Source organism: Nitratireductor soli (assembly GCF_001050155.1).
Lineage (GTDB): Bacteria > Pseudomonadota > Alphaproteobacteria > Rhizobiales > Rhizobiaceae > Nitratireductor > Nitratireductor soli.
In genome coordinates, this window is sequence record NZ_LFVY01000013.1 from 161,135 (window position 1) to 186,633 (window position 25,499).

22 protein-coding genes are annotated in these 25,499 nt (G+C 64.4%); 18 read left to right on the plus strand and 4 right to left on the minus strand.

The window, feature by feature from the left end:
- The 16 genes from mraY (at position 1) to AB843_RS17400 (ending at position 20,186) form a co-directional block, all read left to right on the plus strand.
- The gene (gene mraY / locus AB843_RS17325; RefSeq protein WP_048648135.1) at positions 1-1,083 is read left to right on the plus strand and encodes a phospho-N-acetylmuramoyl-pentapeptide-transferase; all 1,083 of its coding nucleotides are present in this window, start codon (positions 1-3) and stop codon (positions 1,081-1,083) included.
- Positions 1,084-1,096: 13 nt separating this feature from the next.
- Positions 1,097-2,494 (plus strand): UDP-N-acetylmuramoyl-L-alanine--D-glutamate ligase, encoded by a 1,398-nt coding sequence (gene murD, locus AB843_RS17330; RefSeq protein WP_048648136.1) that lies wholly within the window; start codon positions 1,097-1,099, stop codon positions 2,492-2,494.
- Position 2,495: 1 nt separating this feature from the next.
- The gene (gene ftsW / locus AB843_RS17335) at positions 2,496-3,650 is read left to right on the plus strand and encodes a putative lipid II flippase FtsW (protein ID WP_048648137.1); all 1,155 of its coding nucleotides are present in this window, start codon (positions 2,496-2,498) and stop codon (positions 3,648-3,650) included.
- Position 3,651: 1 nt separating this feature from the next.
- Positions 3,652-4,776 (plus strand): undecaprenyldiphospho-muramoylpentapeptide beta-N-acetylglucosaminyltransferase, encoded by a 1,125-nt coding sequence (gene murG, locus AB843_RS17340; RefSeq protein ID WP_048648138.1) that lies wholly within the window; start codon positions 3,652-3,654, stop codon positions 4,774-4,776.
- Positions 4,773-6,176 (plus strand): UDP-N-acetylmuramate--L-alanine ligase, encoded by a 1,404-nt coding sequence (murC, locus tag AB843_RS17345; protein ID WP_048648139.1) that lies wholly within the window; start codon positions 4,773-4,775, stop codon positions 6,174-6,176. Before murG ends, murC begins: the two co-directional genes overlap by 4 nt.
- On the plus strand, positions 6,173-7,135 hold the full coding sequence (murB, locus tag AB843_RS17350; RefSeq protein WP_048648140.1) for a UDP-N-acetylmuramate dehydrogenase: 963 nt from the start codon (positions 6,173-6,175) through the stop codon (positions 7,133-7,135). Before murC ends, murB begins: the two co-directional genes overlap by 4 nt.
- Before the next feature lie 252 nt (positions 7,136-7,387).
- Positions 7,388-8,314 (plus strand): D-alanine--D-alanine ligase, encoded by a 927-nt coding sequence (locus AB843_RS17355; protein WP_048648141.1) that lies wholly within the window; start codon positions 7,388-7,390, stop codon positions 8,312-8,314.
- Positions 8,302-9,240, plus strand: a complete 939-nt coding sequence (locus tag AB843_RS17360; protein WP_053086143.1) for a cell division protein FtsQ/DivIB — start codon at positions 8,302-8,304, stop codon at positions 9,238-9,240. The genes AB843_RS17355 and AB843_RS17360 overlap by 13 nt, the downstream gene beginning before the upstream one ends.
- Positions 9,237-10,553 (plus strand): cell division protein FtsA, encoded by a 1,317-nt coding sequence (gene ftsA, locus AB843_RS17365; RefSeq protein WP_048648142.1) that lies wholly within the window; start codon positions 9,237-9,239, stop codon positions 10,551-10,553. Before AB843_RS17360 ends, ftsA begins: the two co-directional genes overlap by 4 nt.
- 66 nt (positions 10,554-10,619) lie before the next feature.
- The gene (gene ftsZ / locus AB843_RS17370; protein WP_048648143.1) at positions 10,620-12,260 is read left to right on the plus strand and encodes a cell division protein FtsZ; all 1,641 of its coding nucleotides are present in this window, start codon (positions 10,620-10,622) and stop codon (positions 12,258-12,260) included.
- Between the two features lie 532 nt (positions 12,261-12,792).
- Positions 12,793-13,731: a UDP-3-O-acyl-N-acetylglucosamine deacetylase gene (gene lpxC, locus AB843_RS17375; RefSeq protein ID WP_048648182.1), complete on the plus strand. Its 939-nt coding sequence runs from the start codon at positions 12,793-12,795 to the stop codon at positions 13,729-13,731.
- A gap of 230 nt (positions 13,732-13,961) precedes the next feature.
- Positions 13,962-14,804 carry an outer membrane protein assembly factor BamD gene (locus tag AB843_RS17380; protein WP_244468016.1) on the plus strand — a complete coding sequence of 281 codons (843 nt, stop codon included), beginning with the start codon at positions 13,962-13,964 and terminating at the stop codon, positions 14,802-14,804.
- 71 nt (positions 14,805-14,875) lie between these two features.
- The gene (gene recN, locus AB843_RS17385; RefSeq protein ID WP_048648145.1) at positions 14,876-16,549 is read left to right on the plus strand and encodes a DNA repair protein RecN; all 1,674 of its coding nucleotides are present in this window, start codon (positions 14,876-14,878) and stop codon (positions 16,547-16,549) included.
- A 364-nt stretch (positions 16,550-16,913) separates the two neighbouring features.
- Positions 16,914-19,025 (plus strand): NAD-dependent DNA ligase LigA, encoded by a 2,112-nt coding sequence (gene ligA / locus AB843_RS17390; protein ID WP_048648146.1) that lies wholly within the window; start codon positions 16,914-16,916, stop codon positions 19,023-19,025.
- 136 nt (positions 19,026-19,161) lie between these two features.
- Entirely contained in the window at positions 19,162-19,890 is a 729-nt protein-coding gene (locus AB843_RS17395; RefSeq protein ID WP_048648183.1) for an AzlC family ABC transporter permease, read from the plus strand.
- Positions 19,887-20,186, plus strand: coding sequence for an AzlD family protein (locus AB843_RS17400; RefSeq protein WP_048648147.1), 300 nt, complete (start codon positions 19,887-19,889; stop codon positions 20,184-20,186). Before AB843_RS17395 ends, AB843_RS17400 begins: the two co-directional genes overlap by 4 nt.
- Positions 20,187-20,255: 69 nt before the next feature.
- Here the strand turns inward: AB843_RS17400 and AB843_RS17405 are convergent, their stop codons facing one another.
- A complete protein-coding gene (locus tag AB843_RS17405) occupies positions 20,256-22,121 on the minus strand; it encodes an aminopeptidase P family protein (RefSeq protein ID WP_048648148.1) in 1,866 nt (621 codons plus the stop codon).
- Between the two features lie 229 nt (positions 22,122-22,350).
- On the opposite strand from AB843_RS17405, the gene AB843_RS17410 reads away from it, so the two are divergent.
- Positions 22,351-22,539 carry a hypothetical protein gene (locus AB843_RS17410; protein WP_048648149.1) on the plus strand — a complete coding sequence of 63 codons (189 nt, stop codon included), beginning with the start codon at positions 22,351-22,353 and terminating at the stop codon, positions 22,537-22,539.
- Positions 22,540-22,737: 198 nt separating this feature from the next.
- Here the strand turns inward: AB843_RS17410 and AB843_RS17415 are convergent, their stop codons facing one another.
- The 3 genes from AB843_RS17415 to AB843_RS25675 are packed head-to-tail and all read right to left on the minus strand — an operon-like array spanning position 22,738 to position 24,420.
- Complete coding sequence (locus AB843_RS17415) at positions 22,738-23,610, minus strand: 50S ribosomal protein L11 methyltransferase (RefSeq protein WP_048648150.1); 873 nt, start codon at positions 23,608-23,610, stop codon at positions 22,738-22,740.
- A gap of 26 nt (positions 23,611-23,636) precedes the next feature.
- Entirely contained in the window at positions 23,637-24,215 is a 579-nt protein-coding gene (locus AB843_RS17420; RefSeq protein WP_048648151.1) for an SCO family protein, read from the minus strand.
- Positions 24,216-24,258: 43 nt separating this feature from the next.
- Complete coding sequence (locus AB843_RS25675; RefSeq protein WP_157384543.1) at positions 24,259-24,420, minus strand: hypothetical protein; 162 nt, start codon at positions 24,418-24,420, stop codon at positions 24,259-24,261.
- Between the two features lie 539 nt (positions 24,421-24,959).
- On the opposite strand from AB843_RS25675, the gene AB843_RS17425 reads away from it, so the two are divergent.
- Positions 24,960-25,409 (plus strand): hypothetical protein, encoded by a 450-nt coding sequence (locus tag AB843_RS17425; protein ID WP_048648152.1) that lies wholly within the window; start codon positions 24,960-24,962, stop codon positions 25,407-25,409.
- Positions 25,410-25,499: the final 90 nt, after the last annotated feature.

Below are 25,499 nucleotides of genomic sequence, written 5' to 3' on the forward strand. Positions count from 1 at the left end.
ATGCTGATGATGCTCGCTGAACTGGCCGACGAAGTCTCGGTGTTCAACGTTTTCCGCTACATCACCTTCCGCACAGGGGCGGCGCTGATCACCTCGGCGCTGATCGTCTTCCTGTTCGGGCCGATGATCATCAACTCGCTGCGGGTGCGCCAGGGCAAGGGACAACCGATCCGCGCCGACGGGCCGCAGACGCATTTCAAGAAGGCCGGCACGCCGACCATGGGCGGGCTGATGATCCTGTCGGGCATACTCGGCTCCTGCGCCCTGTGGGCCAATCTCTCCAGCGTCTATGTCTGGGTGGTGCTGATGGTGACGGTCGGTTTCGGCGCGATCGGCTTTTACGACGACTATCTGAAGGTCACCAAGCAGTCGCATCTGGGCTTTTCCGGAAAACTGCGCCTTCTGGCCGAGTTCCTGATTGCCGGGATCGCCGCCTGGTTCATCATGCGGGCCGGGCAGGCGCCGTTCTCCTCGTCGCTGACTTTTCCCTTCTTCAAGGATCTGCTGATCAATCTCGGCATCTTCTTCATCCCGTTCGCCGCCTTCGTCATCGTCGGCGCGGGCAATGCGGTCAATCTGACCGATGGGCTCGACGGGCTGGCCACCGTTCCGGTGATGGTGGCGGCGGCCTCCTTCGGCGTGATCGCCTATCTTTCGGGCAACGCCATCTTCGCCAACTATCTGCAGATCCATTTCGTGCCGGGCACGGGCGAGCTTGCCGTCATTCTCGGCGCGGTCATCGGCGCCGGGCTCGGCTTCCTCTGGTTCAACGCGCCGCCGGCGGCGATCTTCATGGGCGACACGGGGTCACTGGCGCTGGGCGGCCTGATCGGCTCCGTCGCAGTCGCCACCAAGCATGAGATCGTGCTGGCCATCATCGGTGGCCTGTTCGTCGTCGAGATCTTCTCCGTCATCATCCAGGTCGCTTTCTTCAAGATGACCGGCAGGCGGGTGTTCCTGATGGCACCGATCCACCATCATTTCGAAAAGCTCGGCTGGACGGAAAGCCAGGTGGTGATCCGCTTCTGGATCATCGCCGTGCTGCTCGCCCTGATCGGGCTCTCAACGCTAAAACTGCGCTAGGGCGGGAACAGGCATGATCCCGGCCTCGGTGTTCAACGGAAAAGTGGTCGCCCTGTTCGGCCTGGGCGGCTCCGGCATCGCCACGGCACGCGCGCTCGTCGACGGCGGCGCGTCGGTCACCGCCTTCGACGACAATCCGCAGAGTGTGGCGCGCGCGGCGGCGGAAGGCATCGCCACGCGCGACCTGCGCGAGATCGACTGGTCGGACGTCTCCAGCTTCGTCCTGTCGCCGGGCGTGCCGCTGACCCATCCGCGCCCGCATTGGAGCGCCGAGCTGGCGCAGGCGGCCGGCGTCGAGGTGATCGGCGACATCGAACTGTTCGCCCGCGAGAGGCGCGCGTGCGCGCCCGGCGCACCGTTCGTGGCCATCACCGGCACCAACGGCAAATCGACGACGACGGCGCTCATCGCCCATATCCTGGCATCGGCCGGGCGCGATACGCAGATGGGCGGCAATATCGGCCGCGCCGTGATGACGCTCGATCCGCCGCAGACGGGACGGCACTATGTGATCGAGTGTTCGTCATACCAGATCGACCTGGCACCGACCCTCGATCCGAGCGTCGGGCTGCTGCTCAACCTGTCGCCCGACCATCTCGACCGGCACGGCACGATGCGCAACTACGCCGACATCAAGGAACGGCTGGTGATGAAAAGCGGCCTGGCCATCGTCGGCGTGGACGACGCAGATTGCCGGCGGATCGCCGATGCGCTCGAGGGCGCCGGTCGCCGCTTGCAGCGCATTTCGGTGCAAGGGCCGCTTGACGAAGGCTTCTTCGCCGACGGCACGATGCTGATGCGGGCGAAGGGCGGCAAGGTACAGGCGCTGGCCTCGCTCGACGGTATCGGATCGTTGCGCGGCACGCACAATGCGCAGAATGCGCTCGCCGCCCTGGCCGCCTGCCTCGACTGCGGGCTGTCGCCCACGGACATCCAAGCCGGACTGGCAAGCTTTCCTGGCCTTGCCCATCGCATGGAACAGGTGGCGCGCCAGGGGCGCGTTCTGTTCGTCAACGATTCGAAAGCGACCAATGCCGATGCCGCCGAGCGGGCGCTGTCGAGCTTCGAGCGCATCTACTGGATCGCCGGCGGCTTGCCGAAGGATGGCGGGATCGACGCGCTGAAACCGCTCTTTCCGCGCATCGCCAAGGCATATCTTGTGGGTGAAGCCGCACCCGCCTTCGCGGCGACCATCGGAGAGGCGACGCCATTCGAAATTTCGGGTACCATCGCGGCAGCCGTCGATCACGCGGCGCGCGATGCGGCGGGCGATCCCGCGCCGGAGGCCGTGGTTCTGTTGTCGCCGGCCTGTGCGAGTTTCGATCAGTTCAGGAATTTTGAAGTGCGCGGCGAAGCCTTCCGCGAGGCGGTGCGTTCGCTCGCCGGCACACAGATGATGGGGAGCAAGTGACATGGTGAGCCGGACCGACCGAAGCCCTGTCGCCAACTGGTGGTGGACCATCGACCGCTGGTTCCTGGCGGCCTTTCTGATGCTGATGGGGCTCGGGGTGGTGCTGTCGTTCGCCGCAAGCCCGGCGGTCGCCGAGCGCATCGGCCTGCCGAGCTTCCATTTCGTGACGCGGCAGATCATCTTCATGCTGCCTGCAGTGGCGATCATGATTGCAGTGTCCTTTCTCAACGCGCGTCAGGTGCGGCGTGTGGCGCTCCTGATGCTGGCGGGGTCGCTGGTGCTGATGGTGGTGACCCTCTTTGCCGGCATCGAAGTGAAAGGCTCGCGGCGCTGGCTCCATATTCTCGGCGTTTCCGTTCAGCCTTCGGAATATCTGAAACCCGCCTTTGTGGTGATCTGTGCCTGGCTTTTTCACGAGCATGCGCGGCAGCCGGAAATTCCCGGAAACCTTTTTGCGATGCTGCTTCTCGGACTTATCATCGCGCTTCTGGTGGCCCAGCCGGATCTTGGCCAGACAATGTTGGTTCTCGGCACATGGGGGGTGATGTTTTTCATCGCCGGCATGCCTTGGCTGTGGATTGCCGTGCTGGGAACGCTGGGTGCCGGCGGCGCATTCCTGGCCTATACAGCCTTTCCCCATGTCGCTTCCCGTATCGATCGCTTTCTGACCGGCGAGGGCGATACCTATCAAGTGGATATGAGCATCGAGGCGCTCATCCGTGGCGGCTGGTTCGGGCGCGGCCCGGGCGAGGGCACGGTGAAGCGCATCCTTCCCGACAGTCACTCAGACTTCGTGTTCGCCGTGGCGGGGGAGGAGTTCGGCATCATCCTGTGCCTCATCCTGCTCGGCTTGTTCGCGTTTGTGGTTCTGCGCGGATTGATGAAAGCGCGGTGCGAGGACGACGATTTCACGCGCTATGCGGTTAGCGGTCTCGTGATCCTGTTTGGTTTCCAGTCGATCATCAATATGGGGGTGAATGTCCGCTTGCTTCCAGCCAAGGGCATGACACTGCCGTTTGTCTCCTATGGCGGTACCTCGCTGTTCGCTATGGCCATCGCCATGGGTTTCGTGCTGGCGTTGACGCGGCGCAAACCCGAAAAGCGGCAGCCGGTGGCATTCGCGCCGCCGGCCGGGCGCGAGGCGGTTGCGGGCTGACATGGCGAAGGGCGTGATGCTTCTTGCCGCCGGTGGTACCGGCGGCCATCTGTTTCCTGCCGAGGCGCTGGCGCATGAGTTGCGCGCGCGCGGCTGGTCGGTCCATCTGGCGACCGACGCACGCGCGGCGCGCTTCGCGCAGAACTTTCCCGCCGAGGACATCCACATCGTCGAGGCGGCGACCTTCGGGTCGAAGAACCCGCTGGCACTGCTGAAGAGCGGCTGGACCATCTGGCGTGGCGTGAAACAGGCTTCGAAAGTGCTGCAGAGGTTGAAGCCCGCCGCCGTGGTCGGCTTTGGCGGCTACCCGACATTGCCGCCGCTGTTCGCCGCGACGCGGCGCGGCGTGCCGGCGCTGGTGCACGAGCAGAACGCGGTGATGGGCCGCGCCAACAAGGCGCTGGCCGGCCGCGTGCAGGCCATCGCCGGCGGCTTCCTGAAACCCGCCGGCATTCATGCCGACAAGATCGTCGAGGTCGGCAATCCCGTGCGCCAGGCGGTGCTCGACGTGGCTGACACCCCCTATGACGCGCCTGCCGAGGGCGGCCCGTTCCGGCTGCTGGTCTTCGGCGGCAGCCAGGGCGCGCGCTATTTCTCCGATACGATGCCGGAGGTGGTGGCGCGGATGCCGGAGCTGCTGCGCGCGCGGCTCGCCGTCACGCACCAGGCGCGCCCCGAGGACGAGGCGCGGGTGCGGGAGCGCTATCATGCGGTTGGCGTCAAGGCCGAGGTGGCGCCGTTCTTCGGCGATCTGCCGGCCCGCATGGCTACCTCCCATCTCGTCGTCAGCCGGGCGGGCGCTTCGACCGTCCTGGAACTGTCGGTGATTGGCCGGCCCGCAGTGCTGGTGCCTTTGCCACATGCGCTTGACGACGATCAGGGACACAATGCCAGAATCCTGGTGGATGCTGGCGGCGCGCTCCTGCGCCGGCAGGCCGAGATCGACGCGGAAACGTTTGCCGCCGAGCTGACCGCGCTTTTGAGCGATGGCGCGCGGCTTGCCGCGATGGCTGCCGGCGCAAAAAGCGTCGGGCGGAGGGATGCGACGCGGTTGCTTGCCGACCTCGCCGAGGCTATTGCGTCGGGCACGCCAATCGCAACGTTCAAGGAAGGAAACCGCGCATGAAGATGCCGGAGACGATCGGTACAGTGCACTTCGTCGGCATCGGCGGCATCGGCATGAGCGGCATCGCCGAGGCACTGCACACGCTCGGCTATCAGGTGCAGGGTTCCGATCAGGCGGAAAACGCCAATGTGACCCGATTGCGCGAGAAGGGCATTTCCGTTTTCATCGGCCATGCGGGCGAGAATCTCGGCGATGCGGAAGTTATCGTCGTGTCGACCGCCATCAGGAAGAACAATCCCGAGCTGGTGGCGGCGCGCGAACGGCACCTGCCGATCGTCCGGCGCGCCGAGATGCTGGCCGAACTGATGCGTTTCCGCCAGGCGGTCGCCATCGGCGGCACGCATGGCAAGACGACGACCACGTCGATGGTGGCGGCCCTGTTCGACGCAGGCGGTTTCGACCCGACCGTCATCAATGGCGGCATCATCAACGCCTATGGCACCAATGCGCGCATGGGGGCCGGCGACTGGATGGTGGTGGAGGCCGACGAGAGCGACGGCAGTTTTCTGAAACTGCCGGCCGAGATCGCCGTCATCACCAACATCGACCCGGAGCATCTCGACCACTACGGCGATTTCGACCGGCTGCGCGAAGCCTTCCGGCAGTTTGTCGAGAACGTGCCGTTCTACGGCTTTGCCGCCATGTGCATCGACCATGCGGAGGTGCAGGCGCTGGTGGGCCGTATCGAGGATCGTCGCGTGGTCACCTATGGTGAGAACCCGCAGGCCGATGTGCGGTTCATGAACCATCGCATGGACGGCGCTGCCTCCGTCTTCGACGTCGCCTTGCGCGACCGCAAGACCGGCGTGGTGGAGACGCTCGAGGGCCTGCGCCTGCCGATGCCCGGCCGGCACAATGTTTCCAACGCGACAGCGGCGATTGCCGTGGCCCATGAACTGGGAATCGGCGCCGAGGCGATCCGCGCCGGGCTGGCGGGGTTCGGCGGCGTCAAGCGGCGCTTCACGCTGACGGGAAGCTGGAACGGCGCCAGCGTGTTCGACGATTACGGGCACCATCCGGTCGAGATCAAGGCGGTGCTGCAGGCCGCCCGCGAGGCGTGCAAGGGGCGCATCATCGCTATCGCCCAACCCCACCGGTATTCGCGCCTGCGCGATCTGTTCGACGATTTCGCCGCCTGCTTCAACGAGGCCGATACGGTGCTGGTCGCGCCTGTCTATGCGGCCGGCGAAGAGCCGATCGACGGGATTTCATCGGAAACCCTGGTGTCGCGCATTCGCGCATCGGGTCATCGCGACGTGCGCTTCATCGATGGCCCACAGGCGATTGCGCCGATCGTCCGCAACTGGGCGGGCGAGGGCGACTTCGTCGTCTTCCTCGGCGCCGGCAACATCACCCAATGGGCCTATGCGCTGCCGGACGAACTGGAGAAGGGCGGATGAACGGCGCGATCCTTCTCGAACGCCTGGGCGACCGGCTTGCCGGTCTGCGCGGCCGCATGACCCTGGACGCCGGCATGGACAAGGTGACCTGGTTTCGCGCCGGCGGGCCGGCGGACGTCCTGTTCCAGCCGGCCGACGAGGAGGATCTGGCGGCCTTTCTGAGAGCCGTCCCCGAGGACATTCCGGTGTCCATGGTCGGCATCGGCTCGAACCTCCTGGTGCGCGACGGCGGCATTCGCGGTTTCGTCGTGCGGCTTTCGGCCAAGGGGTTCGGCCAGGCGGAAGCGGTGTCGCCAACGCAGATCCGCGCCGGTGCGTCGATCCCCGACAAGCGCCTGGCGGCGGTGGCGCTGGAAGCGGGCATCGGCGGCTTCCATTTCTACCACGGCATTCCCGGCGGGCTCGGCGGCGCGTTGCGCATGAATGCCGGGGCCAATGGCGTCGAGACGCGCGAGCGGGTCGTCGAGGTCAGGGCGCTCGACCGCCGGGGCGAACTGCACGTGCTGTCGAATGCTGAAATGGGCTATGCCTATCGGCATTCCGACGCACCCAAGGATCTGATCTTCACCTCCGCGCTGATGCAGGGATATGCCGAGGACCGGACAACGATCCAGGCGGACATGGACGCCGTCCAGCATCATCGCGAGACCGTCCAGCCGATCCGCGAGAAGACGGGCGGCTCGACATTCAAGAACCCGCCCGGCACCTCGGCCTGGAAAGAGGTCGACAAGGCCGGCTGCCGCGGGCTGATGATCGGCGGGGCGCAGATGTCGCCGATGCATTGCAATTTCATGATCAACACCGGCACGGCGACCGGTTACGATCTGGAATTCCTTGGTGAGACGGTGCGGGCGCGCGTTCTGGAGCATTCGGGCATTCGCCTGGATTGGGAAATCAAGCGCGTCGGCACGTTCCGCGCCGGCCACGAGATCGACCCGTTTCTCGGCCAGATGCTGTGACGGCCTGGTGCGGATTCGCGCCCGAAGGGCCTCTTCCCAATCACAATTCGTAAAAATCGAAGAAAATTGAATCTTCCGGAATCTCAAGGCCTTGCCACGGAATCAAACCTCTGATTCTTTGGCGTTATAAGTAATCACTGATTTGAGTCGCGGCGTTCCGGTCGGGGGCATTCCCATGCAAGGAGGTCTTGCTCGGCCAATGCAGCCTATTGCCCAGATTTCAGGGCGGCCGGAAAAGGGGGTAGCCGGATCATGAAAAGAAAGCGCGTCGCCGTTCTGATGGGCGGATTTTCCTCCGAACGGCCGGTCAGTCTTTCTTCCGGCAGCGCCTGTGCCGATGCGCTCGAGATCGAGGGGTACGCGGTCACGCGCGTCGATGTCGGGCGCGATGCGGCGCGCGTCCTGGCCGAGCTCAATCCGGATGTCGCCTTCAACGCCTTGCATGGGCCGTTTGGCGAGGACGGGACGATCCAGGGCATTCTGGAATATCTCGCCATTCCCTACACGCATTCCGGCGTTCTTGCGTCGGCGCTGGCGATGGACAAGGAGCTTGCCAAGGTTGTCGGCAAGGCTGCCGGCCTGCCTGTCGCCGAGGCGCGCGTGATGAACCGTTTCGACATCGTCAAGACGCACCCGATGGAGCCGCCTTACGTGGTGAAGCCGGTCAATGAAGGGTCGAGCTTCGGTGTGGTTATCGTCAAGGAGGATCAGTCGCATCCACCGCAGATCGTCAGTTCGTCCGAGTGGCGTTACGGCGAGCGCGTAATGGTCGAGCGCTACATTCCCGGGCGGGAATTCACCTGCGCGGTGATGGGCGACAAGGTGCTTGGCGTCGCCGAGATCCTGCCGGTGGGGCATGCCTTCTACGATTATGATTCAAAATATGTTCCCGGGGGATCAAAACACGAATGCCCGGCAAAAATTTCACCAAATATTTACCAAAAAATAGAGACACTGGCACTCAAGGCACACAAGGCAATCGGCTGCCGGGGCGTGTCCCGGTCCGACTTTCGTTTCGATGATCGTAAATCCCCGGATGGCGAGCTGGTTTGGCTGGAAGTCAACACGCAGCCCGGCATGACGCCGACGTCTCTGGTGCCCGAAATCGCCGCTGAAGCGGGGTATGGCTTCGGTGAATTGTTGAGTTGGATCGTGGAGGACGCCTCGTGTTCTCGCTGACATCACGGCAGGACGGGAATTCCCGGCTGGCGGGCAGACGCATCGGCGCTGGCGCTTCGGCCGGCGGCGACATCGTCTTGCCGCGCTGGCTGCGCCGTCCTGCGCGTTTCATGCAGCGGGTCGATGCCGGTGAGGTCGAAGCGCCGCGGTTTGCCGCCACGTTGATGACGGCGCTCTTGCTCGGCTCTGCGGGCCTGTATGGAACGATCGCCGGCGGGCATTTTCCGCAGGTCGTCCAGGATGTGACCGCGCGCACCGGTTTCGCCATCACCCAGGTGCATGTGTCGGGCAATCGGGAAACCTCCGAGATCGACATTCTGCAGGAGGTCGGCCTGGACGGCTGGACCGCGCTGATGGGCTTCGATGCCGAAGATGCACGGGCGCGTATTGCCGGGCTTCCCTGGGTCGAGACCGCTGCGGTGCGCAAGGTGTATCCGGCGACGCTGGAAGTGGTGATTACCGAGAAGAAGCCCTTCGCCATTTGGCAGCAGGGCAGTCAGCTTTCCCTGATTGAAAAGGATGGCAGCGTGATTGCGCCGTTCGATGGCGGCCGCCATGCGGCGCTTCCCATGGTGATCGGCATCGGCGCGCGCGATGCGGGGCCGGGTTTCATCGCCGCTGTCGGGCGCCATCCCGCCCTCGCCGAGCAGGTCAGGGCCTATATTCGCGTCGGCGAACGGCGCTGGGACATGCGCCTGAAGAACGGCGTGACGATCAAGCTGCCGGAGCGAAACGAAGCGTTGACGCTGGCGACGCTGGCTGCGCTCGACCGCAAGGACGGCCTCCTGTCGCGCGATATCGCATCCGTCGACATGCGCCTGCCCGACCGGCTGACGATCGGCCTGTCGGCGGACGATGCCGAAGCGCACGAGGCGGCGATGCGCGAGCGGCTTGGTTTGAAGCGTAAATCCGGGGCGCGCATATGAACTGGTTATCAGACACGAAAGACAGCGCCGCGCGCCGTTCGGGTATCATTACGGTGCTGGATGTCGGGTCCAGCAAGATTTGTTGTATCATCGCCAGGCTGATGCCGAGCGAGGAAGGACGAGCGCTTCGGCAGCGCACGCACCGCGTCAAGGTCATCGGTATCGGACACCAGCAATCGCAAGGCGTGAAGTCTGGCGTGATCGTCGATCTCGATCGTGCCGAGGAAGCGATCCGGCTGGCGGTCGACGCCGCCGAGCGGATGGCGGGGCTGACAGTCGAATCGCTGATCGTCAACGTGTCGGCGGGACGTCTCAGAAGCGAGACGATTTCCGCCTCGATCAATCTCGGCGGCCACGAGGTCACCCGTTCCGACATCGACCGCGTGCTGGCGGCCGGCGCGCGGCAGAGCCTCGATACGGAGCGTGAAGTGGTGCATTCGCTGGCCACGGGCTTCAGTCTCGACGCCCAGCGCGGCATTCGCGATCCGCGCGGCATGGTGGGCGGCGAGTTGAGTGTTGCGATGCACATCCTGACGGCGGATGCAGCGCCCCTGCGTAACCTCGAACTGTGCATCAACCGCTCGCACCTGTCGGTCGAGCGGATGGTGGCGACGCCCTATGCGAGCGGGCTTTCTGCGCTGGTCGACGACGAGGCCCAGATGGGGGCGGCGTGCATCGACATGGGCGGCGGGACGACGACGATTTCGGTGTTTGCCGACGGCAAGTTCGTTTTTGCCGATGCGCTGCCGGTTGGCGGCGGTCATGTGACGATGGATCTGGTGCGCGGCCTGTCGACGCGCCTCGAGGATGCGGAGCGGCTGAAGGTCATGCACGGTTCGGCGCTGTTGTCGTCGAGCGATGACCGCGACATCGTTTCGATCCACCCGATGGGGGCGGATCAGAACGAGCAGCCGATCCAGGTGCCGCGAGCGGTGATGACGCGGATCATCCGCGCCCGCATCGAGGAGACGCTGGAGATCGCGCGCGACAAGTTGAACAGGTCGGGCTATGGCGGCCTTGTCGGCCGGCGGGTCGTGCTGACGGGCGGCGCCAGCCAGCTGGTCGGGCTGCCGGAAGCCGCGCGCAGACTGTTCGGGCGCAATGTTCGGCTGGGTCGCCCGCTGGGCGTCGCCGGCCTGCCGGAAGCCGCCAAGGGCGCGGCTTTCGCGGCCAGTGTCGGCCTGCTGATCTATCCGCAAGTGGCGGAGTTCGAAAACCGTGGCCGCGGCGGCAAGAGCGGCATTTTCAATCGCGCGACCGGCACTGGTGGCCGGCTGCAACGTGTCGGCCAATGGCTGAGAAGCAACTTCTAGCGGGGATGCGCCCCAAATGACGACCGCAGCGGCGAGGCGGCGGCGAAGGCGGAAAGGACGAGGACAATGACTATCAATCTGCAGAAGCCGGACATTACCGAGCTGAAGCCAAGGATCACCGTTTTCGGTGTCGGCGGCGGCGGCGGCAATGCCGTCAACAACATGATCAATGCCGGCCTGCGCGGTGTCGAATTCGTGGTGGCGAACACGGATGCCCAGGCACTGACCCAGTCGAAGGCGGAACGGCTGATCCAGCTCGGGGCGGCGGTGACCGAGGGCCTCGGCGCCGGTTCGCAGCCGGAAGTGGGACGCGCGGCTGCCGAGGAATGCATCGACGAGATCGTCGATCACCTGACCTCGACGCATATGTGCTTCGTCACCGCCGGCATGGGCGGCGGCACGGGCACGGGTGCGGCACCCGTGGTTGCCCGCGCGGCGCGCGAAAAAGGCATCCTGACGGTTGGCGTCGTCACCAAGCCGTTCCATTTCGAGGGCCAGCGGCGGATGAAGACCGCCGATGCCGGCATCGAGGAATTGCAGGCCTGCGTCGACACGCTGATCGTCATTCCGAACCAGAACCTGTTCCGCATCGCCAATGACAAGACGACCTTCGCCGATGCCTTCGCCATGGCCGACCAGGTGCTTTACTCGGGCGTTGCCTGCATCACCGACCTGATGGTCAAGGAAGGCCTGATCAATCTCGACTTTGCCGACGTGCGCTCGGTGATGCGCGAAATGGGCAAGGCGATGATGGGCACGGGCGAAGCCTCCGGCGAAGGCCGGGCGATGGCGGCGGCCGAAGCGGCGATCGCCAACCCGCTGCTCGACGAGAGCTCGATGAAGGGTGCGCGTGGCCTGCTGATCTCGATCACCGGCGGCCGCGACCTGACGCTGTTCGAGGTGGACGAGGCGGCGACCCGCATCCGCGAGGAAGTCGATCCGGACGCCAACATCATTCTCGGCGCGACCTTCGACGAGGAACTGGAAGGCGTCATCCGCGTGTCGGTTGTTGCCACAGGCATCGACAAGGCAGCGGCCGAGATTGCCAGCAGCACCAGCGCCACGCGCCCGGTGCTGACGCCGCAGCGGCCGATCGAGACGCCACGTCCGGCAGCGATCGAGGCCCGTCCGCAGCCCATGGCGGCCGATCCCGTTGCCGAGGCCATCCGCGACGCGGAGCGCGCCACCCCGCAGATGCAGGCGCCACGGCCTGCCGTCAACGAAGGCTTCCAGCCGCAGAGCATGCTGTTTCGCCCGAGCCCGCCAACGGCCGTGCCGTCGGCGCAGCCCGCTGCCCAGGTGCTGAAGCCGGTGCAGCCGGCTCCTGTGCGCGAAGCGCAGCCCCAGGCCACCGCGCCGCGCATGCCGCGCGTCGAGGATTTTCCACCGGTGGTGAAGGCCGAGATCGAATCGAACGCCCATCCGCAGCCAGAGCAGGACGATCGTGGACCGATGGGGCTGATCAAGCGCCTGACGCATGGCCTGTCGCGGCGTGACGGCGAACACAATTATGCCGAACAGCCGCGCGAGCCGAAGCTGCGCCAGGCGAGCCCGCAGCCGCGCCGGGCGCCTGAAAGCGAGGGGCAGCTCTATGCGCCGCGCCAGGGGCAGCTCGACGAGCACGGGCGACTCACCACCCAGGCGCGCAGCGTCCAGGAGGACGATCACCTGGAGATTCCCGCGTTCCTGCGGCGTCAGGCCAACTAGTGCAACGCTCCAATCGAAATGAAAGCTTCGCATTCATTTCGATTGGAGCAAAGTTGCCCTGGATTCAATAATTTAGTGGCCTGCTTGTCCCAGTCCAAACCTATCGGTTTGGCCGGGGCAGGACACGAGTGGTCTGGCCGAAACAGATGGTTCCCATCCGTTTCGATAAGTCAGCCCACAAGCTATTGATCTGGTGGGGCGATTCTTCCCAACAGATGGGGACCATCTGTTGGGATCGCACCACGAGTGGTAACGCTTGTTAACAGCATGTTGCAGAAGGGGCGGAGCCGCACCCTTTTTCTTTAAGAAAGAGTAAACAAAACAAATATTTATAAGAGAATTACAAAAGCCTGATTGCGTAACATGAGGTAAAAAAGCGTGATTTGGAGTCTGCCTCCCACGACATTATCTTCCGTCACGGATAAAGGCGGGGCGTGGGACGCATTTTGGGGGTGTCGTCCTAAAACCTTGGAAAGTTTGCGTGCGGAAGACGCTTCCGCTGCAGGCACAAGACGAGCTGACGGGGACCATCTTGCTCGAGTATCAGACGACACTTAAATCGCGCTGTTCCCTTTCGGGTATCGGCGTCCACGGCGGTAAGCCGGTTTCCATCCATTTTTCGCCGGCTGACGCCGATACGGGCGTCGTTTTCCAGCGTATCGACGATGCGGGGACCGGGCGTGTGATTCGCGCACTGGTATCCGAAGTCGGCCAGACCGATTTGTGCACTGCGCTGGGCGATGCACGCGGCGAGCATGTGGCGACGGTCGAACATCTGATGGCTGCGTTGCTGGCAGTCGGCATCGACAATGTGTCGATCGAGATCGACGGCAGCGAAGTGCCGGTTCTCGATGGCAGCGCGGAAGGTTTTGTCGATGCGTTCGAGCAGGCCGGCATCGCCACGCTGCCGGTGAAGCGCCGCTATATCCGCGTCGTCAAGCCGGTTCGCATCGACAATGGCAGTTCCTGGGCGGAGTTCCGTCCCTATGACGGCACCCGCTTCGAGGTGGAGATCGATTTCGACACGCCGGCCATCGGCCGTCAGGCGCTGTCGGTCGATCTGAGCGCCGAGAGCTTCCGGCAGGAAGTCGCCCGGGCGCGCACCTTCGGTTTCATCAAGGATGTCGAGCGCCTTTGGGCCGCCGGCTACGCGCTGGGGTCTTCTCTGGAGAATTCGGTCGTCATCGGCGAAGACCACAAGGTCATCAACATGGAAGGCCTGCGCTATCCCGACGAGTTCGTGCGGCATAAAATGCTCGACGCGGTCGGCGATCTCGCCCTGGCCGGCGCCCGTTTCATCGGCTGCTTTCGCTCCTATCGCGGCGGGCACCGGTTGAATGCGGCGGCGTTGCGTCATCTTTTGACGGACCGTTCGGCCTATGAGATCGTTGAGACGACGCGCCGCGAGCAGGGGCGTCGTGCCGAGATGGTGGCGGTCAACGCGCCCGTCTACGCGCCGTGGATGATCTGAAGACGGTTCCCTGTCTGCCGGCGTTCACCGCCTGACATTCCCTGACTCTCCGTATATCGGACCCACCGGCTGGGCGCACGACACCATAACGCCACAAAATTGCAGCAATGGCAGGCAATAGCGTTGCCGCGTGACGGTCATATGCTCTATGACTGCGGTCCACCATCGGGTTTCATGATGCGAGAGGCGAAATGCGTTCAACTTACGATGCCGGTATGATCAAGGCCGGTATGACCATGACGGGCAGGCGCGCCTTGTTGGCGGTCTGCGCTCTTGGCGCCTCGCTCGCACTGTCCGCCTGCAACGCGGAGAAGGATCTCGATCTGTCGACCTATGTCGAGCAGACCGATCCTGCCGACGTGCTCTACAATCAGGGTCTGGCGAACCTCAACTCCGGCCGCTTGAAGGAAGCGAGCGCCAAGTTCGAGGCGATCGACCGGCAGCACCCTTATTCAGAGTTCGCCCGCAAGGCGATGGTGATGAACACGTTCGCCAGTTACCGGCAGGCCAAGTTCGAGGAAGCCATCAACAGCGGCAAACGCTACGTTTCGCTTTATCCGACCTCGGAGGAGGCGGCTTATGCGCAGTATCTCGTCGGTCTCAGCTATTACCGGCAGATTCGCGATGTGACGCAGGATCAGCGCGAAGCGCGCCGGACCGTCGAGGCAATGGAGGAAGTCGTCCAGCGCTGGCCCGATTCGGAATATGTCGAGGACGCCAAGACCAAGATACGCGTTGCCCGCGACCAGCTTGCCGGCAAGGAAATGCAGATCGGCCGCTATTATCTCGAGCGTCGCGAATACATCGCCGCCGTGCGCCGCTTCCGCGGCGTGGTCGAGGAATTCCCCAACACGCGGCATGTCGAGGAGGCGCTGGCCCGCCTTACCGAGGCGTATTATGCGCTGGGGCTGGTTTCGGAAGCGCAGACGGCGGCTGCCGTCCTTGGGCACAATTTCCCCGACAGCAAATGGTACAAGGATTCCTATGCGCTGCTGCAGTCCGGTGGACTGGAGCCGCGTGAGAACGCCGGGTCCTGGATTTCCAAAGCTGGATCGGCGATCCTGGGCGGCTAGAGGGGATGAGGAAAAGTGTGAAGCGGTTTTTCCGCCCGCATCCCGCTCTCGCTTATTGAGAGCGATCATCCATGCTGTCCCACCTGTCGATCCGCGATATCGTCCTGATTGAACGCCTCGACATGGATTTTTCGAGCGGGCTCTCCGTGCTGACGGGCGAGACCGGCGCCGGCAAGTCCATTCTTCTCGATTCGCTGTCCCTGGCGCTCGGCGGGCGCGGTGACGCCTCGCTCGTGCGGCATGGCGCCGGGCAGGGGCAGGTGATCGCCGTTTTCGACCTGCCTGCCGTCCATCCCGTTCGTGCGCTGCTGGCCGACAACGCCATCGACGATGAGGGCGATGTCATCCTGCGCCGCGTGCAGAGTGCCGACGGACGGACGCGCGTGTTCATCAACGACCAGCCGTCGAGCGTTGCACTGATGCGGCAGGTGGGCCGCACGCTGGTCGAAATACACGGCCAGCATGACGAGCGCGCGCTGGTCGACGCGGCGATCCATCGCGACCTGCTCGACGCCTTCGGCGGGCATGGCGAGGCGGTGGCGCGTGTGCGGCTTGCCTGGCGCGACTGGCGGCACAGCGAACAGGAGTTCGTCCGTCACAAGGCGCGGGTGGAAGCGGCGGCCCGCGAGGCCGACTTCCTGCGCGCCTCGGTCGAGGAACTTTCCAAGCTCGATCCGCGCCCCGACGAGGAGGCGGCGCTCGCCGAGGAGCGCGCCAGCATGATGCGCGCCGAGAAGATCGCTTCCGACATTGCCGACGCCCAGGAAATCCTGTCGGGGCAATCCTCCGCCGTGCCGCAGCTTTCAAGCCTTCTGCGCCGACTGCAGCGCAAGGCGCAGGATGCGCCCGGCCTGCTCGACGTGATCATCGAGCCGCTCGACGCGGCGCTTCTGCAGCTCGACGCGGCGCAATCGGGTGTCGACGAGGCGATCCGCGCCGCCGAGTTCGACCCGCGCCGCCTCGAGGAGGCGGAGGAACGCCTGTTCGCGCTGCGCGCGGCGGCCCGCAAGCACAATGTGCAGGTGGACGATCTGGCGGACCTTTGCGCGCGCATGGTGGGCGATCTCGACGAGCTCGACGCGGGCGAGGAACGCCTGGCGGTGCTGCAGGCGCAGGCGGCGGCGGCGATCAAGGCCTATGACGCGGCCGCCGAGGAACTGTCGGCGATGCGGCGGCAGACGGCCGACGGGTTGAGCGCGGCGGTGATGGCCGAACTGCCGGCGCTCAAGCTGGAGCGGGCAGCCTTCATCGTCGAGATCGCCACGGAGGCCGACGACCGCGGCGAAGACGGCATCGACCGCGTCGAATTCTGGGTGCGGACCAATCCCGGCACGCGCGCCGGACCGATGATGAAGGTTGCTTCGGGCGGCGAGCTGTCGCGCTTCCTCCTGGCGCTGAAGGTGGTTCTGGCCGATCGCGGTTCGGCGCCGACACTGGTTTTCGACGAGATCGACACGGGCGTCGGCGGCGCCGTGGCCGACGCCATCGGCCAGCGCCTGGCGCGGCTTGCCGAGGGCATCCAGGTGTTGTCCGTCACCCATGCGCCGCAGGTGGCGGCGCGCGCCGGAACGCATTACCTGATCGCCAAGAGCGGCGGCAATGATCGGGTTTCGACCGGCGTGTCGGTCATGGATGACGGGGCGCGGCAGGAAGAAATCGCCCGCATGCTGGCCGGGGCGACTGTGACCGACGAGGCAAGGGCTGCCGCCCAGCGCCTGCTGCAGGGCAGCGCGGCCGCTTCCTGACATTGTTGTCAGCAGACTGATTTCGAGCGAACGCCGGTTTCCACTTTTGCCTGACGATGCTTTAGGGTTAGGACCTATTAATCTTGCTGGATTGGCGGACGATGGACACGGAAATGCAAGGAGAGACGCGCAGGACGGGCTTGCGCCCGGCCAAGCGGCTCGACGCGGCAGTTCAAAGTCCATCGTCCGTCCCTTCGGGATATGGCCAATTTGCCTGGACAGAGCGTTGCAAGCCTTTGAAAACCGGATGGTTTCCTGCAGGCTTGCGCCTTCTGTCCAGGCAAATTGACTCATACCAATCCAGCAAGATTAATAGGTCCTGACCCTAAACTCGACCAGTCGTTCAATTCGGATTCTCAACGCCATGCCGGTCGCAAAGCCCCCCGTCGATGCCCTCAGTGAAAAGCAAGCCAGCGTGGAACTGGAGCAGCTTGCCCGTGAAATCGCCGAGCACGACCAGCGTTATCATGCCGAGGATGCACCGACGATCAGCGACGCCGAGTACGATGCCATGCGGCGCCGCAACCTGGCGATCGAACAGCGGTTTCCCGAACTGGTGCGTGAGGATTCCCCGTCGCGTCGCGTCGGTGCTCCCGTCTCGGAGAAGTTCGACAAGGTGCGGCACAAGGTGCCGATGCTGTCGCTGGACAACGCGTTTTCCGACGCCGACGTGATCGATTTCGTGGCCCGCATCCGCCGCTATCTGAAGCTTGATGCCGAGGCGCCGGTGGTGATGACCGCCGAGCCGAAGATCGATGGCCTGTCGCTTTCGCTGCGCTATGAGGGCGGACGGCTCGTCTCGGCGGCAACGCGCGGCGACGGCCAGGAAGGCGAGAACGTCACCGCCAATGCGCGCGCCGTCGCCGACATCCCGAACGTGCTGGCAGGCGACCCGCCGGACGTGTTGGAGGTACGCGGCGAGGTCTACATGACGCATGCGGATTTCCTGGCGCTCAACAAGCGGCAGGAGGCGGAGGGAAAGCCGACCTATGTCAATCCGCGCAACACGGCGGCGGGTTCCCTGCGCCAGCTCGATTCCTCGGTCACGGCGGCACGGCCGCTCAAATTCTTCGCCTATGCCTGGGGCGAGGTTTCGCAAATGCCGGCGCAGACGCAGACCGGTATGGTCGAAGCGTTCGAGGCGTTCGGCTTCCACACCAACCCGCTGATGAGGCGCTGCGAGAGCGCTGAGGAATTGCTGTCGCAATACCGGGCGATCGAAGAACGCCGCGCCAGCCTTGGCTATGACATCGATGGCGTCGTCTACAAGGTCGACGATCTGGCGCTGCAGCAGCGGCTTGGCTTCGTCTCGCGCAGCCCGCGCTGGGCGATCGCCCATAAATTCCCCGCCGAGAAGGCAACGACGATCCTGCGCGGCATCGACATCCAGGTCGGTCGCACGGGTGCGCTGACGCCGGTGGCCCGGCTGGAACCGGTGACGGTCGGCGGTGTCGTCGTGACCAATGCGACGCTGCACAATGCCGAGGAAATCGAGCGTCTGGGGGTGATGATCGGCGATACGGTGACGGTGCAGCGCGCCGGCGACGTCATCCCGCAGATCCTCGGTTTCATCGCGGACAAGCGGCCGGACGATGCCACAGCCTTCGTCTTTCCGACCACCTGTCCGTGCGAATTGCAGACGCCGGTGGTGCGCGAGGGCATCGGCACGGGCGTCGAGGGCGTCGTGCGGCGCTGTTCGGGCGAGTTTGCCTGCCCGTTCCAGCGGGTCGAGCACCTGCGCCATTTCGTGTCGCGGCGCGCTTTCGACATCGACGGGCTGGGCGAAAAGCAGATCGAGTTCTTCTTCAACGATCCGGACCTGCCGGTGAAGAGCCCGGCCGACATCTTTTCCCTGGCTGCGCGCGACGCCGAGAACCTCAAGAAGCTGAAGGACAAGGAGGGGTGGGGCACCGTCTCGGCGGCCAATCTTTTCGCCGCGATCGAAGAGCGGCGGACGATCGCGCTGGAGCGCATGATCTATGGGCTCGGCATCCGCCATGTGGGCGAGCAGACGGCGAAGACGCTGGCGCGCGCCTATGGCTCCTGGGGCGAGTTCCACGATGCGGCGCTGGCCGTTGCCGGCGACGACGCGCAGGCGCGCGAGGAGATGGACGCGCTGGACGATATCGGCGATGCGGTGATCGCCTCCATCGCCCACTACTTCGCCGAGGAACACAATCGGGAACTGGTCGAGAGGCTGGCGGGCGCGGTGTCGGTGCGCGAGGCCGAGCGGCCGGCGGGGGATTCGCCCTTCGCCGGCAAGACCATCGTCTTCACCGGCAGCCTGGAGCGCATGTCGCGCGACGAGGCAAAGGCAATGGCCGAGCGGTTGGGCGCCAAGGTGGCGGGTTCCGTGTCGAAGAAGACGGACCTGGTGGTGGCTGGCCCCGGCGCCGGCTCAAAGCTCAAGAAGGCGGCGGATCTGGGTGTCGAGGTGATCGACGAGGATGCGTGGTTCGAGCGCGTGGGGGCCTGATCCTGGCTTCGCCGGCAGCGGCATTCGTGCCGTCATGGCAGGCGGCGTGTCATCATTTCGGTTCATCATTGGCTCAATCGATTTGACGTGACTGGGCAAGCCGCGTGACCTAGAAAAGGCCCCTTCTGGAGGAATGATGGCCACCGACATCCTGAACGAACGAACCGGTCCTGGCGATCTGGCGCAAGGGCTGCGCGACAGCGTCCCTGTCGTCGTTGCGGCCTCGCCGTTCGGCATCTTGTTTGGCGCGCTGGCGGTCGAAAACGGTTTCACCGTCTTCGAGGCCGTGCTGATGAGCGCGACGATCTTCGCCGGGGCGAGCCAGATGGTCGGCATCGACCTGTTCGGCCAGAAGGTTGCGCCGTGGCTGATCGTCTTTTCGATCTTCGCGGTGAATTTCCGTCACGTGCTGTACTCGGCCGCCATCGGGCGGCGCATCGCCCATTGGGGGCCGATCCAGCGGCTTTTCGGCTTTTTCCTGCTGGTCGATCCGATGTTCGCCGAGGCCGAGCGGCGCGGTGAGCAGGGCAAGCGGATTTCATTCCTCTGGTATATGGGCGCTGCGCTGCCGGTCTATGTGTTGTGGGTCGCAGAGGCGTGGGTGGGTGCGCTGTTCGGGCGGATGATGCCGGACACGCATGCGTGGGGCATCGATTTCCTCCTGCCGATCTATTTTCTCGGGCTGGTCATGGGCTTTCGCAAGCGGCCAATCTGGCTGCCCGTGGTGGCGGTCAGCGCCGTCGCCTCGATGATCGCCTACAACACGGTCGGCTCGCCCTGGCACGTTTCGATCGGCGCGCTGGCCGGCGTTCTTCTGGCGGCGGTCTTCGCGCCGAGCATCAAGCAGAAGGAGGAAGGCGAATGAGCATGACCGCCTGGATCATCCTTGCCGGCGCGCTGATGACCTTCCTGACGCGCATTGGCGGCCATCTGGTGCTGTCGCGCTTCGAGCGCATTCATCCACGCGTCGAGGCGGGTCTCAACGCCGTGCCGGCCGCCGTGTTGACGACACTGGTTGCACCGGCGGCCATGAATGGCGGGCCGGCCGAAATCGTCGCGTTGGCGACCGGCGTTGTCGTGGCGTTCCTCGCCGGCGGCATGATGCCGATGTTCCTGACATCGGCGGCCGTGCTGATCCTGCTGCGCCACCTTCTCGGCTGATTTCAGCTACAGCATCGGCCCGAAAATCGGAACCGATTTTCGGAAAGCACGATGTGTGGATTCAAAGACTTACAGCGTCCTTTGTGCGTCTGATAAGACGCGCGGCGCTGTAAGCGGCTCCGTTGCCCGTTCCAGCCAGGCGCGGACCTCTCCATCGACCAGCGGCGCGATCTCGTGGCGAACCCGCGCGTGATAGGCATCGAGCCAGGCGCGCTCGCCGGCGTCCAGCAGCGCGGTGTCGATCAGCCGCCTGTCAAACGGTACGAGGGTCAGCGTCTCGAACCCATGCATGTCGATCTCGCCGCCATCGATCGGCGAGGGGGGCTCGACGACGATCAGGTTTTCATGGCGGATGCCATAGCTGCCGGTCTTGTAATAGCCGGGCTCGTTGGACAGGATCATGCCGGCTTCCAGCCTTTGCGCGCCTGTCCTGGCGATGCGCTGAGGCCCCTCGTGCACCGCCAGATAGGAGCCGACGCCGTGGCCCGTGCCGTGGGCGTAATCCAGGCCGGCCTGCCACAGCGCGTGGCGGGCAAAGGGGTCTATGTCCATGCCGCGCGTGCCGGGCGGAAAGCGCAGCCGGGAAAGGGCTATCATGCCCTTCAGCACGCGCGTCGAGCGATCACGCATCTCGCCGGTGCTTTCGCCGATGACGACGGTGCGGGTGATGTCGGTCGTGCCGTCCTCATACTGGGCGCCGGAATCGATGAGATACAATTCGTTTCGGCCAAGCACGCGATTGGTTTTCGCGTTGACCCGGTAATGGACGATGGCGCCGTTGGGGCCGGCGCCGGAAATCGTGTCGAAGGAGATGTCGCGCAGCGGCATCTGCATGTCGTTGCCGGTTTGCGTCCGGCAGGCTTCGAGCTTCCGCGCCACGGTGATCTCATCCAGAGAGCCGGCCGGCTGTGCGTCGAGCCAGCACAGGAAACGCGCCATGGCGGCGCCGTCGCGCCGGTGCGCGGCGCGCGCGCCCTGCAATTCGGCAGCGTTCTTGATGGCGCGGGGCAGGCGGGCGGGATCGGTCAGATCGACGGTCTTGCCACCGGCTTTGTCGACGAGAAGCCGCAATTGCTCGGCAGCCAGCGACGGATCCAAACCGATGCGTGCGCCGGAGCGGGCAAGGCTGGTGATTTCATCGTCGAGCGTTGCGGGTGGGTGCAGATCGGCGAGTTGCGTCAGATAGGCTTCCGTTTCGCGGTCGAGCTTTCGCTTGTCGATGAACAGAAGGGGGCGCCCCTCGGCCTGGATCAACGCGAAACCGAGCGGCAGCGGCGTGTGCGGCACGTCCCGGCCGCGAATGTTGAATGCCCAGGCGAGCGACGACGGGTCGGTGAGCACCGTGCAATCGGCGCCGCCGGCGGAAATGGCGGTGGCGAGACGGGCGAGCTTGTCGAGCGCGCGTTCGCCGGCGTAGTCCAGAGGCTGGATGCGGGCGGGCTCCAGCGGCGCGGCGGGACGGTCCTTCCAGATACCGTCGACCAGGTTGGCCTCGACGGGCACCAGTTCGGCGCCGCATCCGGCCGCCGCCTTCCTCAGCGCGCCAACCTCGCCGATCGTGTGCAGCCACGGATCGAAGCCGATGCGCGCGCCTTTGTGAAGATTGGCGGCCATCCAAGCCTTCGGCGGGTTGTCGATCAGGCTTTCTATGGTGAAGGTCGAGGGATCGGTCTGCTCGGGCGCCTGCAGCGTGTAGCGGCCATCGACGAAAAGCAGGGCGCGCGTGCGCAGGATCAAGGCCATGCCGGCCGAACCGGTGAAGCCGGTCAGCCAGGAGAGACGCTCGGAGGCGGCCGCGACGTATTCGCCCTGATGCTCGTCGGCGCGCGGCACCAGATAGCCGTCAAGCCCCGCCTCGGCGAGCGCCTGGCGAAGATCGGCGACGCGCGAGGTGCCCTGGGCCGGCTCGGCGATGACATCGAAAGACTGAAACATGGCGGTCCTGCATCTTCGTTCTGAACGACCCGGAACCTACAGCAAGCGCCGTGACAGCGGAATTGGTTTTGCGGCAGGTCGGCGTTTTTTGGTGCACCGCACCATTTCTTTTTGCGATGCAAAATAAGATGGTAGCCATGCGCAAACGGCTCTGGTTGAGGAGGGGGGCGAGGCTTATCTTCAAGCCCATGGAAGACGGACTTCCCGTCGCCGCACAAGGAGAACTCAGATGGCCCAATCCGCAGGAAAGCGCGGCTTTTTCCGTAGCGCATTCGATGCGCTGATCGAGGCACGCCAGAAGCAGGTCAGAAGCTACGTCAATGGCGCGCTTTTGATGCTTGACGACGAGACCTTGCGCGCCCACGGCTACAGCCGTGACGAACTGAAGCGCAGCCGCAGTGTTTCCCACATGTTCTGATCGCGATCATCGCGAGCGTTCCCTAGACCGGTTCAGCGTTTCATGGAAACGCTGAACCGGTCTACTTCTTTGCTTTTCCGCATTTATGCGGACGTCAGGTGATTTCACCTGACTGCAAAATGCTCTGAGCGAAGCCCCGGAAACCGAAGACGGTTTCCGGGGTTTTCTCTTTGTGCGCGGCAAATGCAGGACGGTGCGTCAGCGCTTCATGTGGATCGTCACCCAGCCTTCGCGCGCGTCGGTGCGGATGTGGCGGAAACCCTGGCCGTTATAGGCGGCGACGACGGCGCGGCGCTGCCGTTCCAGTATGCCCGACAGGATCAGCGAGCCGCCCGGCGCCAGATGCCGCGCCATGTCTGGCGCCAGCCCCATCAGCGGGCGAGCCAGGATGTTGGCGACGATCAGCTCGAAAGGCCGCCGCTCGGCAAAAATCCGGTGGTGGAAGCCGGGCGCGGTTTGCGTGTCGACCAGGCGCTCGACGCCGTTCAGGCGGACATTCTGCCAAGCCACGCGCACGGCGATCGGATCGATGTCGGTGGCCAGAACCGGGATGCGCGCCGCCCTGGCGATGGCAATCGCCAGGACGGCACTGCCGGCGCCGAGATCGAGCGCCTGGCGTGGCGCCTCGCTCTGCAGGACACGGGCAATCGCCTTCAGGCAGCCGGCCGTGGTGCCATGGTGGCCCGTGCCGAAGGCAAGGCCGGCCTCGATCTCGATGGCGATGTCGCCGGGGCGGCGCAATTGCCGGTCATGGCCGCCATGAACCAGGAAGCGGCCGACCCGCACCGGCTTCAGCCCGGCCAGCGAATGGCTGACCCAGTCGATGTCGGGGACGGGCTCGATGGTAAGGTCGGGCGGGTTGCCGAGGGCCGACAGGGTTTCGCGCATTCGGGCGGCAACCGCCTCTATATCGTCTTCGGCATAGAGGGATACCTCGAACAGGCCACGCTCCTCATCCGCTTCGAAGATGCTGATCGGCAGTCCCTCATCGTCGAAACGGGCGTCGAGCAGCTTGAAGATCGCTTCCGCGTCGTCGCGTGCGGCGGTCAGGTAAAGTCGTGTCTGGCCCATAAAAACCCGTGTGAAAATCCGTGCTGTCAGGCTTCGTCCGCCAGGCGCTTCAGCTTGGCGATGGCGGTGTCGCGATTCTCCTCATACGCGATGGTGCCGAAGAAGTCGCCGGCGCTGTCGAGCAGCAGGACCGAGGCCGTGTGGTCCATCGTATAGTCGCCGCCCTCAAGCTCGACCTTGCGGGCGTAGATGGAGAAGCCCTTGGCCATGGCGGCGACCTGTTCCGGCGTGCCGGTGATGCCGGTGATGCGGTCGGAGAAATTGCCAAGATAGGCCTTCATCACCTCGGGCGTGTCGCGCTCGGGGTCGACGGAGACGAAATAGGCCTTGATATCCTCTCCTTCGCCGCCCAATTGCTCAAGCCAGCCATCCAGCTCGAACAGCGTGGTGGGGCAGACTTCCGGGCAGTGGGTGAAACCGAAGAAAACGACCCTTGGACCGCCCTTGAAGGCTGCCTCGGTGATCTTCTGTCCATCCTGGTCGACCAGTTCGAACGGCACGCCGAACGGCGTGCGCGCGTTCTGCTGCTGGTACCATTGAAAGGTCAGGAAGCCGATCCCCACCGCCATGACCGCGAGAATGCCGACAAGAATGGAACGCATCATCGAAATTGACCTAAAGCTGATCGGGGTGAGCCCGGGTTGGGAGCTAGAAACACCAGGAAAGGCCGGATTGGGCCATGGCGAAAAAAATGCCGGCGCCATGCTCCGCCCACATGGCGAAGGTGACGCCAATCAGCGCCGCGGCCAGGAAAGCCGCCGCGCTTGCCTTGAACCATGCGTTGGCGCGCCAGGTTTGCTGCATCTTCATGGCTTATGATAGCGCGGAAACGGAGGGCGATGCAAAGCCGCATCTTGTCGCAAGCGGCACGCGGCGCCCAACCCGTACCGGGGCCCGGGGGCGGAACCCTCCCGCCATCTGCAACTGGCGGGAGGGGTAGCTAGAAGTCATTGCTGGAGGCAATTGCGCGGACCGTTTGTCCACAAAAATCACCATAGCGCGCTCATGGTGCCTCGATTGCTATGGTATAATGCAATCATTGGGTGTATCGAATTGCGCGGTCGCGGAGCGCGCCCGGGAGACCAGCAGGGAGTAATTCTCCTGCCAGATGAGCGGTGGACAGCTCTGCGGCGGAAGATCACTTGTCATGTCAGAGTGCAACTATTAGGTGTACTTTGCCAGCGGCAATGCGCAGTGGCATGTCGGCAGCACTGCCGGTTGATCAATCGTGCGTCTGTTTAACGTATACTGAGTGTTTCACGCTCTTGACTTCCTGTTCACATCTATAGACATATGTATCCTGCCAGTCGGTTTATATGTGTCTGCCGGTCGGTTTTGGGGCGAAATGAATGATCAAGGAATTCGACAAGCTGAAGCAGCAGCTGATCGAGCTTTCGGAGGCGGTAAACAAGTTCGAATCCGAAGCCGTGCAACTGCGCGTCGTCGAACTCGTTCTCGACCATAACCAGGGTCGGGGGCAGAATTTTTCGGAAAGCGGGATCGATCGCTATATTGCCGGCCCGGGCCTTGCCGAAATCGTCCATGGTTCGCGGTCCGGGCGCAAGAAGAAGACGACGGACACCGCGCGCGGCGCCGTGGCCGCGCTGAACGAGCTGATCGGCAGCGGCTTCTTCGCCGAGCCGCGCACCATCAGCGACATCGTTTCCCATTGCGAGGGCGCGTTTGGCGCGCGCTACAAGTCGAACGCCTTTTCCGGCCCCCTGTCGCGCCATGCGCGCAGCGGCGTTCTCGGACGCGAGAAGAACGAGGACGGCAAGTTCGTTTACTTCAGGCCGTGACCTGACCAACGGCACTCCAGCCGCGACGAGCCGGTCTAACTCTTTGTTTTTCCACATTTATGCAGACGTCAGGTGATTCTACCTGACTGC

Excerpts from the sequence above, each read along its gene's own strand:
- murG (WP_048648138.1), top strand. The coding sequence starts at position 3,652 with ATGGCGAAGGGCGTGATGCTTCTTGCCGCCGGTGGTACCGGCGGCCAT.
- AB843_RS17395 (WP_048648183.1), top strand. The coding sequence starts at position 19,162 with ATGGCCACCGACATCCTGAACGAACGAACCGGTCCTGGCGATCTGGCG.
- AB843_RS17400 (WP_048648147.1), top strand. The coding sequence starts at position 19,887 with ATGAGCATGACCGCCTGGATCATCCTTGCCGGCGCGCTGATGACCTTC.
- murD (WP_048648136.1), top strand. The coding sequence starts at position 1,097 with ATGATCCCGGCCTCGGTGTTCAACGGAAAAGTGGTCGCCCTGTTCGGC.
- murC (WP_048648139.1), top strand. The coding sequence starts at position 4,773 with ATGAAGATGCCGGAGACGATCGGTACAGTGCACTTCGTCGGCATCGGC.
- ftsA (WP_048648142.1), top strand. The coding sequence starts at position 9,237 with ATGAACTGGTTATCAGACACGAAAGACAGCGCCGCGCGCCGTTCGGGT.
- ftsW (WP_048648137.1), top strand. The coding sequence starts at position 2,496 with ATGGTGAGCCGGACCGACCGAAGCCCTGTCGCCAACTGGTGGTGGACC.
- AB843_RS17425 (WP_048648152.1), top strand. The coding sequence starts at position 24,960 with ATGATCAAGGAATTCGACAAGCTGAAGCAGCAGCTGATCGAGCTTTCG.
- AB843_RS17410 (WP_048648149.1), top strand. The coding sequence starts at position 22,351 with ATGGCCCAATCCGCAGGAAAGCGCGGCTTTTTCCGTAGCGCATTCGAT.
- AB843_RS17405 (WP_048648148.1), bottom strand. The coding sequence starts at position 22,121 with ATGTTTCAGTCTTTCGATGTCATCGCCGAGCCGGCCCAGGGCACCTCG.
- AB843_RS17415 (WP_048648150.1), bottom strand. The coding sequence starts at position 23,610 with ATGGGCCAGACACGACTTTACCTGACCGCCGCACGCGACGACGCGGAA.
- AB843_RS17355 (WP_048648141.1), top strand. The coding sequence starts at position 7,388 with ATGAAAAGAAAGCGCGTCGCCGTTCTGATGGGCGGATTTTCCTCCGAA.
- AB843_RS25675 (WP_157384543.1), bottom strand. The coding sequence starts at position 24,420 with ATGAAGATGCAGCAAACCTGGCGCGCCAACGCATGGTTCAAGGCAAGC.
- AB843_RS17380 (WP_244468016.1), top strand. The coding sequence starts at position 13,962 with ATGACCATGACGGGCAGGCGCGCCTTGTTGGCGGTCTGCGCTCTTGGC.
- murB (WP_048648140.1), top strand. The coding sequence starts at position 6,173 with ATGAACGGCGCGATCCTTCTCGAACGCCTGGGCGACCGGCTTGCCGGT.
- mraY (WP_048648135.1), top strand. The coding sequence starts at position 1 with ATGCTGATGATGCTCGCTGAACTGGCCGACGAAGTCTCGGTGTTCAAC.
- AB843_RS17420 (WP_048648151.1), bottom strand. The coding sequence starts at position 24,215 with ATGATGCGTTCCATTCTTGTCGGCATTCTCGCGGTCATGGCGGTGGGG.
- ftsZ (WP_048648143.1), top strand. The coding sequence starts at position 10,620 with ATGACTATCAATCTGCAGAAGCCGGACATTACCGAGCTGAAGCCAAGG.
- ligA (WP_048648146.1), top strand. The coding sequence starts at position 16,914 with ATGCCGGTCGCAAAGCCCCCCGTCGATGCCCTCAGTGAAAAGCAAGCC.
- recN (WP_048648145.1), top strand. The coding sequence starts at position 14,876 with ATGCTGTCCCACCTGTCGATCCGCGATATCGTCCTGATTGAACGCCTC.